Source organism: Clostridioides sp. ES-S-0006-03, from assembly GCF_020662275.1.
Lineage (GTDB): Bacteria > Bacillota > Clostridia > Peptostreptococcales > Peptostreptococcaceae > Clostridioides.
In genome coordinates this window covers 45,247-58,344 of record NZ_JADGMM010000008.1, presented here as the reverse complement: position 1 = coordinate 58,344, position 13,098 = coordinate 45,247, and the positions used below count along the sequence as shown (strand labels likewise).

Here is a 13,098-nt window from a genome sequence, read left to right as displayed (position 1 = left end):
AATCAAGATAGTAAAAAAATACTTATAAAAGGTATTGATATAACTGAAAATAATGTCGTAAAAAATACACATTGTGAGGCTAGTGTTACATTAGAATCATATTGATTAGCAAATATAGCAGTATTTGCAGCAGCAGGCATAGAAGAAATTACTACTGGTATAGCTAAAATCATTTTATCATTAACCCACCCTTTTAGAATAAAGTATATAATCACAGGAAGTACTAATAATCTTACAATAGTAACTAGATATAATCTTTTATTTACAAAACAATCTATTGCTGAAGAATTAGCAAGCAAACTACCAATAATAATCATAGATATTGGTGTAGTCATATCTCCTAACATCTTAAGTGGATCATTTATAAACTGAGGTAATCTAAGACCTGTTATAAATAAAAATAAACCAATAACTACTGCTATTGTAGCAGGGCTTATAAGTGATTTCATTGAAAATCCTCTAGTGGTACTACCTTTAGATAACAAGTAAATTCCCAAAGTAAAAGAAAACAAGTTAAATGGTAGATTAAAAATAGCGGTGTAGAATATAGCTTCATGGCCTAGAACTGCTTCAATTACAGGATAACCCATGAAAGCTACATTTGAAAAAACAACTATATACTGATATATCCCCAGGTCTTTTGTATCTTCACATTTTAAAATGTATTTTAACAAAAAAGCAATTATAATAGAAACTATATACATAACTAAGGATATAAATAATAATAGTAGTATTTTTTGTATCATTTTATTATCAAAGTTAATCTGCATAGAACTAATTATCATAGATGGTAAAAAAATAGTCATTGTCAAATTTGAAAGTTTAGATGTACAGTGTTCATCTAATAAGTTGAATTTTCTGACAAAGTATCCTACTAAAATAATTATAAATAAAACTGCAACTTGAACAAAAATATTGCTGAAATTCATAAAATGTCCCCCCTATATATACATTATATACCAACTCAATAATAAAATCTAATGATTATAAAATTTAAAATTCAATATTACAATATAGTGACAAAAGGTAAAAATTCAATATTATAGCATTAATTATGGTTTATAATGTATAATAATGTTTGAGAGAATATATTTTATAAAATGGGTAGGTAGCGAATAATGAAAAACACAAAATTTTCTATAAGAAAAATAAAAAATATATCTAGTGACCCCAAAGTTATACATACTAAGGGAGCTCTTTTTGAAAAAATGGGAAAGACAGAAAGTGCAATAGAATTATATAAAAGTGCAGCATTAGATAATTATGTAAAATCTCAATATACTTTGGGAAATATATATGAAAATAAAAAGCAATTTAAAGAAGCAGAAAAATGGTATTCAATGGCATATAAGAATGGAAGTGAAGATGCTGCATTTGATTTGGGTAATATGTATTATAGATTAGATGGATATGAGTATGCTATATACTGGTATGAGAAAATAGCTACTATAGGATATTTACAAGCACAAAATAATTTAGGTGTATGCCATTTTAAAATGAAAGATTTTATAAGATGCGAAAAGTGGTTAAAAGAAGCAGCAGATAATAATCTAGGTAAGGCTTGTTTTAATCTAGGAGTATTGTATACATTTTTAGAAAAAGAAGATGAGGCATATGAATATTATAAAAAAGGTTCTGTACTTTTAGATGATGATGCGAAGTATAATCTAGCAATACTAAATGGAAAGAAGAAGGACAATAAATCTACAGTAAGTCTATATAAGCAATTGTATAAGTCTGGTCATATGAAAGGTTGTTTTAACTTGGGTATGATTATGGAAATCAATGATAATTTGGAAGAAGCAGAGAGATATTATAAAAAGAGCGCAGATAGAGAAGATGTAAAATCTGAGTATAGACTTGCATATGTATATGATAGAAAAGAAGAATTAGGAGACGCAATTTATTATTATGAAAAAGCAATAGAAAAAAATCACACACTTTCTAAATATAGACTTGCAAATTTATATAATAGAGAGAATGAGATAGAAAAAGCAAAGACTTATTATAAAATGGCAGCAGAAGATGATATAACAGAAGCTAAAAACAATCTAGCAGGTATATATTTTGAAGAAAAAGATTATGAAAATGCTATAAAGTACTATGAAGATGCTATAGCTGTTGGATGTAAAAGTTCTCTTGAGAATCTTGGAGACTTATATTATCAAAATCAAGATATAGAAAAAGCAGTTTCATATTATTCTAGAATTCCAAATAATGTATCGTGTCAAATAAAATTAGGGAATATATATGAAGATTTAAATAACATAGAAGAAGCTATAAGTTGGTATAAAAAAGCATCTGAAAATGGAGATACCAAATCTAGCTATAGATTGGGATGTATATATGAGAATTTAGGAAATACAAAAAATGCTAGAAAGTATTTTGAGATGGCAAGTAGTAAAAATCATATGAATGCGCGTATACATTTAGGTAGAATTTATTTTAGAGAAGGAAAACTAGAAGAATCTAAAATGATGCTTGACACACCTGCTAATGAAAATAATATATATGCTCAACACATGGTAGGACTTATTTATGATATGTTTTACAAAGATTATGTTAATTCCAAATACTGGTATGAGAAGGCTAGAGCACAAGGTTGTGTTGAATCAATATATAATTTAGGGCAAATTTATTTAAAATTAAATGATGATGCAGAAGCTGAAAAATATTATAAAGAAGGTATTAAATTTGGGAGTAAGAAGTGTGAATATATGCTTGCAGGACTTTACTACAAAAAAAGTTTAGATATGTATATTTCTCTAGCAGATGAAGAATATGATAACTGTGGAGAAATAGTAGAAGATTTCCCTAAACTAAATATAAACTTTGATGAAATATTAATTCCACCATTTAAATTACAGGAAGAAATACTTGATGAAGAAGAGTATGTTCCAATTTATATATTGAACATAAAAGAAAGTTTAGACTCAATGTTGGAAGGTCTTGAAACTGAAATGAGTATAGATGAAGAATATGATAATTAAAAAACCTGATAAAAAGAGTATTTTTAAACTAAATAAAAGCCATTGGAGTAAATGTAAATTAATTAACTCTAATGGCTTTTTCTTATTAATATTTTATAATAGCTTGTTTCTTGACATAAAAAATGTAATTATTATGCATATTATAGAAGTAATGAGCATAATTATCCAAAATCCATTTGGGTTATCAGAAAATGGCATATTGATAACATTCATACCAAAGAATCCTGATATTATTGTAGGTATTGAGAAAATTAGTGTAACTACTGTTAAAAATTGCATAACATTATTTTGATTATTACTTATAATTGCACTGAAAGCATCCATAATTCTACTCAATATATCTCCATAGATTTTAGCCATATCAAGAGCCTGTCTATTTTCGACTATAACATCTTCTAAGAGGTCTTCATCATCTGGATATTTCTTTATACCAGCAGTTCTAACCATCTTGTTTAAGACCAATTCATTGGACTTTAAAGAGGTAGAGAAGTATACCAAAGACTTTTCTAATTCCAATAGTTGTACTAGTTCTTTATTTTTCATAGATTTGTAAATTTCTCGCTCTATTATGATTGTCATTTTATTTATTTTTCTTAAGTAATGCAAGTAATAAGCTGCATTTTTATGAAGAATTTGAAGCAAGAAGCGAGTTTTTTTAAATGTAAAAAAATCTTTAATATGACCAACTATAAAGTCATTTAAAATCTTAGTTTGTGCATTACAAACTGTTATAATAGCTTCTTGAGTTATTATAATACCTAAGGGTATTGTAGTATAATGAGAAGAATTAGAGTCACTTTCGTCTACTGGTATATCTATAAGTATAAGAGTATGATTGTCTTCAACATCTATTCTTGAGCGCTCTTCTTCATCTAGTGCAGATTCTATGCTTTCTACATCTATATTTAATAAATTAGAAATTTCGTTGATTTCACTATGATTAGGTTCAACAAGATTTATCCAACAGCCATCTTCAAAAAAACTAAGTTTCTCTAATTTTGAATCTATAGTTTTGTAATATCTTATCATGGCAACACATCCTTTATTCAGTTTTATATAAATCTCATCATTTAATAGTATCTATTAATTAACTAATTTATATAACTGAATATCTGTATTAGTTTTAAAGTTAGATATTATTAAGTGATGAAATTGTAAAAAATTCTCTCCGCAACGGACTAGTATCCATTGCTCATCACTCTCCTTATTTATTATTTTATACATGCCTATATACAAAAGAAGTATTTTAAGCACTCTTTAATATAATACCTTTTCCAGGTATATAAATCAAGTTTTGATTTAGTCAAATGATATTTTTGCCATAATTTACATGTAAAACATAACAGTCATATTTAACTTAGATAAAGTATATATATACTCTGAGTGAAAATATTAAATATATTAGAAAATGAATAGGTATCTATATCCTTACTCCTTTATAATATGTTTAATAAAAAATACTTTGTTTTTCAAAGTAAATTCTAGTAATAATTTATGATGAAAATAAAAGTATTATCAATATAATAGAATGAGAGGTTATTAGAGGTATGAGTGAATTTAAAGAGATTATGTCAGAAGAAATTAAAAGTAATCCATTTAAGTTGATAGGTAAAGACTGGACATTGATAACAGCTGAAAAAGAAGGTAAAGTAAATACAATGACTGCTAGTTGGGGTGGACTTGGAGTTATGTGGGGAAAAAATGTTGCTTTTGTAGTAATAAGACCACAACGTTATACTAAAGAATTTATAGATAATACAGATACATTTTCTCTTACTTTTTTTGATGAAGATTTTCGTGAAGAACTTTCTTATTGTGGTAAAGTATCTGGTAGGGGAGAGGATAAAATATCTAAAATAGGATTTAATATAGAATATTTGAATGATACACCTTATTTTAAAGAGGCAAAGTTGGCTATTATATGTAAAAAAATGCACTGCCAAAAAATTGACCCACAATGTTTTATTGATGAAGAGATAGATGGAAGATGGTATCCACAAAAAGATTATCACACTCTATATGTAGCTGAGATAACAAATGTACTTGTAAAAGAAGATTAAATAATATGCAATGATAGGGTTATATCAGTAAGCAGTATTATAGAAAGCAAAGAAAATTTAATTATGATATATAAGTGATTGAGTTTTTATACATGAAATTTTCTACAATTGATTGGAAAATAAATTAAGTAAGAGCAAGTGAAATTTTGAAATATACTATTAATAATGGTGTAAATTATATTTATATAGTATCTTAATAAAAATAAAGATGAGAATATAAATAAGCTAAGGATATAAATATGTTAATATAGATTGATTAGTAACATATTTAAAAATCCTTAGCTTAATAAAAATTTAATTTGTAAATTTTCAAATTATAATTCAGAAATTAATTCATTGATAACATCTTCAACAGAACTTAACTTATCAATTTTATACGCATTATTGCCACAGAATAAAAGTGAATTTTCCACATCTCCTTTAACAGCATTAATTAATGCTTGAGAAATACAGTATGGTGTTTCTTTTGGATTGCAAGGAATCAAACAGTTGTAACATTTTTTTATCTCTGGACGATTAGTTTTAACATCTTCTATAAATTTATTTCTTATAGCACGTCCAGGAAGACCTACAGGGCTTTTAACTATGTGTACATCTTCTTCTGTAGCATTTATATACGCCATTTTAAAGTTTTCATGTGCATCACACTCATAAGTAGCAACAAATCTCGTACCAACTTGTACACCACTTGCTCCCATATCAATATATTTTTTTACATCACTACTAGAAGTTATGCCACCAGCAGCAACAACTGGAATGTTCTTGCCAAATTTTTCTCCATAATTATTTGCAACTTTTAATATCTCAACAAATTCTTTATCATAGTCTATAGAATCTATGTTATCAAGCTCCTCATTAGAGTATCCAAGATGACCACCAGCTTTTGGACCTTCAACAACTATTAAGTCAGCAGTAGTTTTCTCTTTTCTATCCCACATTTTTAAGATTACACTAGCAGCTTTTGCAGTAGAAACTATAGGTGCTATTTTTACATTACTTCCTTTTACTAAAGATGGTAGTTTATTAGGAAGTCCAGCCCCTGATATTATAAGGTCTACACCAGCTTTAACAGCTTCTTTTACATATGTTTCATATTCTTTCATAGCGACCATGAAATTAATGCCAATAATGCCACCATTTGAAATTTCTTTTGCTCTGGAAATATGTTTTTTTATAGCTCTTAAATTTGCATTTATAGTGTTAGTCTCAAAATCTTCCTCATCATAACCAATTTGAACTCCAGAAACTACACCAACACCACCAAGCTTAGCAACAGCACCAGCAAGTGATGATCTAGATATACCAACGCCCATTCCACCTTGAATTATAGGAACTTTTGCAACTAAATCTCCAATTATTAACTCTTTTATGATAATCCCTCCTCAATGTAAACATGTTTAAAGAACTAGATTATAATACTTAATATTATTACCTAGTCCTAATTATTATACTACAAATTATAATAAAAGAGTAGTTATATTTTATATGTGAGACAATAATTATAGAATATTTAAAACTGCTCCTTTAGAATCACAACACAACTCTTTTATTTCCCAATTAGATTTTAAGTTTGATAGATAATCTCTCATATTATGCACGAAATTATCATCATTTTCTTTTATTAAAGCCATTATAGTAGGCCCAGCTCCACTTAAGAATACGCCAATACTATTTAATTGTTCAGATTTTTTAACAATATCACTGTAGTTTTCAATTAAAGTACCCCTATAATCTTGATGCAATTTATCTTGACAAGCTACTTTAAGAAGCTCAAAGTTTTTGTTTAACAGTGCAGACACAAGTAAAGCGACTCTACTAACATTAAACACTCCATCAGAATATGGTATTTCTTTTGGTAAAACACCTCTAGCTTTTTCAGTTGACAGTTTGAAATTAGGTATCATTGCACAAAATTTGAGTTCATTAGGGATTTCTATAATATCGTAGTGTATATTGTCATTATCAGTAACAGAAACAACCATATTACCTAAAATAGCAGGAGCAACATTATCTGGATGTCCCTCTATTTCTGAAGCTATATTTAACAACTGGCATTTATCTAAATTAGCATTTGATAGAGCATTTGCAGCTATAACGCCAGCAACTATACAAGAGGCACTACTACCAAGACCTCTACATATAGGGACATCACTTTGGATTTTTATTTTGATACCAGTAGGTATTTTAGCTGGCTTAACTCTATCAAAGAAGTATTTCATAGATGTATAAACTAAATTATTTTCATTTTTGTAGGCATCTTCGCAACCTTCTATTTCAAGACCATTTTCAATTTCTTCAACATAAAATTTATTATATATATTTAAAGCAATTCCAAGACAATCAAATCCTGGACCTATATTTGCACTTGTTGCAGGAACTATAATTTCTAACATAATAATCACCTATACCTTTAAGAATTTTTCTATAGCTATTTTTAATTCATCCTTTTCATAAATATCTTTATGTAGTATTTCTGCATTTTGAAGATTTCTAATAGGTTTTGGTATATCTACCTTAGCAATATTTGATAATCTATCTATTATGGCAAAATCATCAAGATTTCCAAAATTGGAGTCTATAGATTTTAAAACATCTTCAGAAAACTTAAATGGGCTTGCAGTACTTACAACAACAGTTTTTGTATCATCAGAAGTTTCTTTTTTGTATTTTTCATAACAATTATATGCAACAGCAGTATGAGTATCGATTAAATAATTGTAATTTTTAAAAATATTATTTATCGTGTTTTTAACTTCTTCCTCATTAGAATATTCACCATAGAATGAAGCCAGATTCTTTTTCATATCTTCATTTATTTTATAAACTCCATCTTCACTAAGATTAGATAGAAGTCTGCTTACAGTTTCAGTATTTCTATTTGATATTTCAAATAATAATCTTTCTAAATTACTTGAAATTAATATATCCATAGAAGGTGAAGAAGTCAATTTCAATGCTCTATTTTTATCATATATACCAGTTTTAAAGAAGTCATAAAGTACATTGTTGTCATTTGATGCACATATCAATTTATTTATTGGAAGTCCCATTTGTTTAGCATAATATCCAGCTAAAATATTACCAAAGTTACCAGTTGGGACTACAAAATTTATTTTGTCATTTAACTTTATTTCATCACTATCTACCAATTTCATATATGAATAAAAATAGTATGCAACTTGAGGAAGAAGTCTTCCTATGTTAATTGAATTAGCAGAAGATAAGATATAATTACTATCTAATAGTTTTTCATTAAATTCCTTATTAGAGAAAATTTTCTTTACACCAGATTGTGCATCGTCAAAATTTCCTTTTATACCAACTACATATGTATTTTTTCCAGTTTGAGTCTTCATCTGAAGTTTTTGCACTGCACTTACACCATCTTCTGGAAAGAATACAATTATTTTTATCTTGTCTATATCTTTAAAACCTTCAAGTGCTGCTTTTCCTGTATCTCCAGATGTAGCAGTAAGAATTACAACATCTTTTTCTAAATTATCTTTTTTAATAGATGTTTTAAGAAGGTGAGGCATTATAGTAAGTGCCATATCCTTAAATGCTAAAGTTGGACCATGATATAATTCTAAGAAATAAGCATCATTTACTTTATTTAATGGAGCTATACTAGTGCAATCAAATTTTTCGTCATATGCATTTGTTATACAATCTTTAATCTCAGATTCAGTAAAATCGCATAAAAATTTACTAAGTACAAAAAATGCTATTTGGGAATACGTTAAATTTACTAAATCTATAAGTTCATTTTTTACATTTGGAAATTCACTTGGAACATAAAGACCACCATCGTTTGAAATTCCTTTTATTATTGCTTGTGATGCAGTTACTTTTTCTTTGGTGCCTCTTGTACTTGAATAATACATTTCTATAATCCTCCATATATTTTAAATTTTTAATTAGCTAATTAAACTAGATACAGAATATTTTAAAAACTGAATTTAGGTAATAAAAAAAGACCCTCATCCCTAAAAAAGGGACGAGAATCTGTTTCCCGCGGTTCCACCCAAATTGATTTTAAAAAATCCACTTGATACTTTAACGTAAGTAGTAAAACGTCTATTCTTACTAAAATCATAAGATAACTTCAGATAGAAGCTCATAGGTAGTTTTCAATCTTTCTAGTTAAAGAAACTTTTCAGCTAATAGTTTCCTTCTCTGGTAACCGATTCAGATTTACTCTTCCTAATCAAAGCCTTTCAATATTCTTAATATTATTAATTATTCTAGAATATAAAACAGACAAAGTCAAGTATTAATATAAAAATTTGGAAAAAATATTTTTTGAAATGTAAAAAAACTGTAATCAAATTGACTTATATACAGAATATTTTTTTAACCTTTTTAAATCTATAAAAACTTGAATTTTCATAGAAATGAAGTGGATTTTAATAAAAATTAATTAGAAGATAAGAGTTACATATCTGTAATATTAAAATTTTATGTTACACCATATTACAAAAAAAGTTTACAAAACTTTAATTTGAAAAATGTAATTATATGGTATATCATATAAATATAGATAAATAGCGTTAATATTTAAACGATTAATTGTACTTGAATTAATAAAAGTATATAATTTTTAATTTGAAAAAAAATACTATTGTAAAATTACAAATATGTTCAAATTAAATTCACAAGTATTTCACATAATAAGAGTATACTGTAAACAAAAGGAGGTATTAAATATGGGAATAGTACTTATAACAGCAGCATTAGTTTTGGTTATGTATGGACTTTCAATTCTATCATATATATCAGAAAGCAATATATTAGAAGACACTGTAAATGATAACCAATAAGGTTTTAAATTATATAAATAAGTAGAACTGTAAGTAAAAATTACTTTTTATTTACAGTTTTTTTATATATTTATTAAATAAAGTTAACATATAAATAAATAAAGTTAAAATGTAAAAAATAATACTTTATTTATAGCTATCAGTTTTTAAATTAATCCTTTCTATAAACTAACAAAAATAATGTTTTGTTTATAGTATATATGGATAATAATAGTAAAGTATAAGAATAATGAGAATAATATATAAGAAATAATAATATAAAGAGAGGTAAATTGTCATGGTAGATATTATTGTAATTGGTGCTGGACCAGCAGGTTTAACTTCAGCAATTTATGCTATGAGAGCTGGTTTAAGTGTAACAGTCTTTGAAAAAAGTATTTATGGAGGTCAAGTTGCAAGTACATCTGAGGTAGAAAATTATCCAGCAGTTCAAAAAATTTCTGGTATAGAGTTTTCTACTAACATATATAATCAAGCAGTCGATCAGGGTGTTGATATTCAGTTTGATGAAGTAGAAAGGATAAGTTTAGAAGGTAAAGTAAAAATTGTTAAAACAGCATCAGGAGAACATAAAGCAAAGGCTGTTATCCTTGCAAATGGAGTCGAAAGACGTAAATTAGGATGTGTTGGAGAAAAAGAGTTTACAGGTAAAGGAGTATCTTATTGTGCAACATGTGATGGAGCCTTTTTTAAGAATAAAGAAGTTGCAATAGTTGGTGGAGGAAATACTGCATTAGAAGATGCTTTATTTTTAGCTAATAATTGTACAAAAGTGTACTTAATTCACAGAAGAGATGATTTTAGAGGTGAAGAAGTATTAGAAAAGTCAGTAAAGGCAAGAAAAAATATTGAGATACTTTATAGTCATGGTGTAGAAAAAATAGAAGGTGAAAAGACAGTATCAAGAATAGAAGTAAAAGACTTAAAAACTGAGGAGAAAAGAACTATAGATGTAAGTGGTATTTTCATTGCTATAGGACTTAAACCTAACAATAAAATGTTTGAAAATGTACTTGAGTTAGATGAAGGTGGGTATATAGTTTCAGATGAGTCTTGCACAACATCAGTTGAAGGTGTATATGTAGCAGGAGATAATAGAACGAAGTTTTTACGTCAAATAATAACAGCAGCTTCAGATGGTGCTATCGCAGCTGTTCAAGCAGCTAATTATATAAATGTTGAATAAATATAACTCTTAAATAAAAATAGCCATATAACACTATAAAGAAAATATATCTTTAAGTATTATATGGCTATTTAGTAAATAGATATTAGAATTTATTTACCTTGTCTAGACTTATTATATCTTAATCTATCATGTTCATTTAATAATCTTTTTCTAAGTCTTATAGAATCTGGTGTGATTTCAACTAATTCATCATCTTCTATAAATTCTAATGCTTCCTCAAGAGTGAATATTCTAGGAGGTGATAATTTTATAGCATCATCTGAACCAGAAGCACGTACGTTACTCATTTTCTTGTTTTTACAAGGATTAACTACCATGTCATCTTTTCTAGAATTCATACCAATTATCATGCCTTCATAAACTTCTACACCAGGGTCTACAAACATCGTAGCTCTATCACTTAAAGCATTAAGAGAATATCCCATAGTAACACCAGGCCCTTGTGCTATTAAGACACCATTTCCTCTTGAAGGTATTTCACCCTTAAATTCTTCAAATTTTTCAAATGAACGAACTAGAGTACCTTCTCCACGAGTAGCATTTATAAACTCACTTCTATATCCTAAAAGACCACGAGTAGGAGCTAAGAATTCTATTTTTACATAGTCTCCTTCTATTGACATAGACTCCATCATACCTTTTCTCATGTTCAATTCATTTATAATAGTACCTGAATAAACTTCTGGACAGTTTACAATAACTCTTTCTACTGGTTCCATTAATTTTCCATCTTCTTTATGCATTAAAACTTCAGGCTTAGAAACACCAACTTCATAACCTTCACGTCTCATATTTTCAAGAAGTATAGATAAATGAAGTTCTCCACGTCCAGAAACTTTATATCCATCAGTAGTATCAAGAGGTTCAACTTTAAGTCCTACATTTACTTCAAGTTCTTTTTCAAGTCTGTCTTTTAAATGTCTAGTTGTAACGAATTTACCACTTTTTCCAACAAATGGAGAATCATTTACTAAGAAGTTCATAGAAAGAGTAGGCTCTTCTATTTTTATCATTTCCATAGGAAGTGGATTATCTAAATCACATAGAGTTTCTCCTATAGATATATCAGGAATACCAGATATAACAACTATTTCTCCACTAGTAGCTTCATTCACTTCAACTTGTTTTAAACCTTCATATACAGAAAGTCTTGATACTTTTCCTCTAGATACAACAGAACCTTCTCTACAAATAGCAACTTGTTCATTGCTTTTAAGTGTTCCTTTATAGATTCTACCTATACCAAGTCTACCTACATAATCATCATATGCAAGAGCTGATATTTGGAATTGTAGAGATTCATTGTCGTAATCAGGATAAGCTTCAACATGATTTACAATAGTTTTAAATAGTGGAGATAGGTCTTCACTGTCATCATCCATTTCAAGTTTAGCTATCCCTTGTTTAGCTATTCCATATATTATAGGGAACTCACATTGTTCGTCTGTTGCATTTAAGTCTACAAATAAATCGAAAACTTCATTAACTACTTCTTCCGCTCTTTGGTCTTTTTTATCAATTTTATTGATAAATAGTATTGGTTTTAAACCGAACTCTAAAGATTTTTGTAAAACAAATCTAGTTTGAGGCATTGGGCCTTCGCTTGCATCAACTAGTAAAATAACTGTGTCAACAGTTTTCATAACACGTTCAACTTCAGAAGAAAAGTCGCTATGTCCTGGTGTATCAACTATATTTATTTTATAGTCTTGATAGTTTATTGCACAGTTTTTTGAATATATAGTTATGCCTCTTTCTTTCTCAAGGTCGTTACTGTCCATAACGCAGTCTTTAACTACTTCATTTTCTCTAAAAACACCACTTTGAGAAAGGAACGCATCAACTAGTGTTGATTTTCCTGCATCAACGTGGGCAATAACTGCGATATTTATAATTTTATGTTTTTGTGACATTTTTGTTGCTCCCTTCGATTAAAATAACTTATTAATTATATCACAATATATTATTAGGTACAAGGAAAAATAGATTAAAATGCATTAATATAATTTAAATTAGGTAAAAATGTTGATTTCAAATAT

General features: G+C 27.8%; 9 protein-coding genes and 1 other annotated feature. Of the genes, 3 read left to right on the top strand and 6 right to left on the bottom strand.

The window, feature by feature from the left end; all coding sequences use genetic code 11:
• Positions 1 to 2: 2 nt before the first annotated feature.
• On the bottom strand, positions 3 to 929 hold the full coding sequence (locus tag IR151_RS12115; protein ID WP_227434776.1) for an AEC family transporter: 927 nt from the start codon (positions 927 to 929) through the stop codon (positions 3 to 5).
• A gap of 189 nt (positions 930 to 1,118) precedes the next feature.
• Here IR151_RS12115 and IR151_RS12110 point away from each other — a divergent pair, with 189 nt between their 5' ends.
• Positions 1,119 to 2,990, top strand: a complete 1,872-nt coding sequence (locus IR151_RS12110) for a tetratricopeptide repeat protein (RefSeq protein WP_227434775.1) — start codon at positions 1,119 to 1,121, stop codon at positions 2,988 to 2,990.
• Between the two features lie 93 nt (positions 2,991 to 3,083).
• On the opposite strand, the gene IR151_RS12105 is transcribed toward IR151_RS12110, so the two are convergent.
• Complete coding sequence (locus tag IR151_RS12105; RefSeq protein ID WP_227434774.1) at positions 3,084 to 4,019, bottom strand: magnesium transporter CorA family protein; 936 nt, start codon at positions 4,017 to 4,019, stop codon at positions 3,084 to 3,086.
• A 518-nt stretch (positions 4,020 to 4,537) separates the two neighbouring features.
• Between IR151_RS12105 and IR151_RS12100 the strand changes: the two genes are divergently transcribed.
• Positions 4,538 to 5,050 (top strand): flavin reductase family protein, encoded by a 513-nt coding sequence (locus tag IR151_RS12100; RefSeq protein ID WP_227434773.1) that lies wholly within the window; start codon positions 4,538 to 4,540, stop codon positions 5,048 to 5,050.
• A gap of 314 nt (positions 5,051 to 5,364) precedes the next feature.
• On the opposite strand, the gene IR151_RS12095 is transcribed toward IR151_RS12100, so the two are convergent.
• The 3 genes from IR151_RS12095 to thrC all read right to left on the bottom strand — a co-directional run bounded on the left by IR151_RS12095 (position 5,365) and on the right by thrC (position 8,934).
• Positions 5,365 to 6,423, bottom strand: coding sequence for an NAD(P)H-dependent flavin oxidoreductase (locus tag IR151_RS12095; protein WP_255606541.1), 1,059 nt, complete (start codon positions 6,421 to 6,423; stop codon positions 5,365 to 5,367).
• 126 nt (positions 6,424 to 6,549) lie between these two features.
• A complete protein-coding gene (thrB, locus tag IR151_RS12090) occupies positions 6,550 to 7,443 on the bottom strand; it encodes a homoserine kinase (protein WP_227434772.1) in 894 nt (297 codons plus the stop codon).
• Positions 7,444 to 7,452: 9 nt separating this feature from the next.
• A complete protein-coding gene (gene thrC / locus IR151_RS12085; protein ID WP_227434771.1) occupies positions 7,453 to 8,934 on the bottom strand; it encodes a threonine synthase in 1,482 nt (493 codons plus the stop codon).
• 106 nt (positions 8,935 to 9,040) lie between these two features.
• Positions 9,041 to 9,270 (bottom strand) — a binding site (T-box leader).
• 877 nt (positions 9,271 to 10,147) lie between these two features.
• On the opposite strand from thrC, the gene trxB reads away from it, so the two are divergent.
• On the top strand, positions 10,148 to 11,056 hold the full coding sequence (trxB, locus tag IR151_RS12080) for a thioredoxin-disulfide reductase (RefSeq protein ID WP_227434770.1): 909 nt from the start codon (positions 10,148 to 10,150) through the stop codon (positions 11,054 to 11,056).
• 92 nt (positions 11,057 to 11,148) lie between these two features.
• Here the strand turns inward: trxB and typA are convergent, their stop codons facing one another.
• The gene (gene typA / locus IR151_RS12075; RefSeq protein ID WP_227434769.1) at positions 11,149 to 12,972 is read right to left on the bottom strand and encodes a translational GTPase TypA; all 1,824 of its coding nucleotides are present in this window, start codon (positions 12,970 to 12,972) and stop codon (positions 11,149 to 11,151) included.
• Between the last annotated feature and the right edge of the window lie 126 nt (positions 12,973 to 13,098).

Bases quoted from the DNA above. Each gene is read 5' to 3' on its own strand.
- IR151_RS12115 (WP_227434776.1), bottom strand. From the start codon at position 929: ATGAATTTCAGCAATATTTTTGTTCAAGTTGCAGTTTTATTTATAATT.
- thrC (WP_227434771.1), bottom strand. From the start codon at position 8,934: ATGTATTATTCAAGTACAAGAGGCACCAAAGAAAAAGTAACTGCATCA.
- IR151_RS12110 (WP_227434775.1), top strand. From the start codon at position 1,119: ATGAAAAACACAAAATTTTCTATAAGAAAAATAAAAAATATATCTAGT.
- typA (WP_227434769.1), bottom strand. From the start codon at position 12,972: ATGTCACAAAAACATAAAATTATAAATATCGCAGTTATTGCCCACGTT.
- trxB (WP_227434770.1), top strand. From the start codon at position 10,148: ATGGTAGATATTATTGTAATTGGTGCTGGACCAGCAGGTTTAACTTCA.
- IR151_RS12105 (WP_227434774.1), bottom strand. From the start codon at position 4,019: ATGATAAGATATTACAAAACTATAGATTCAAAATTAGAGAAACTTAGT.
- IR151_RS12100 (WP_227434773.1), top strand. From the start codon at position 4,538: ATGAGTGAATTTAAAGAGATTATGTCAGAAGAAATTAAAAGTAATCCA.
- thrB (WP_227434772.1), bottom strand. From the start codon at position 7,443: ATGTTAGAAATTATAGTTCCTGCAACAAGTGCAAATATAGGTCCAGGA.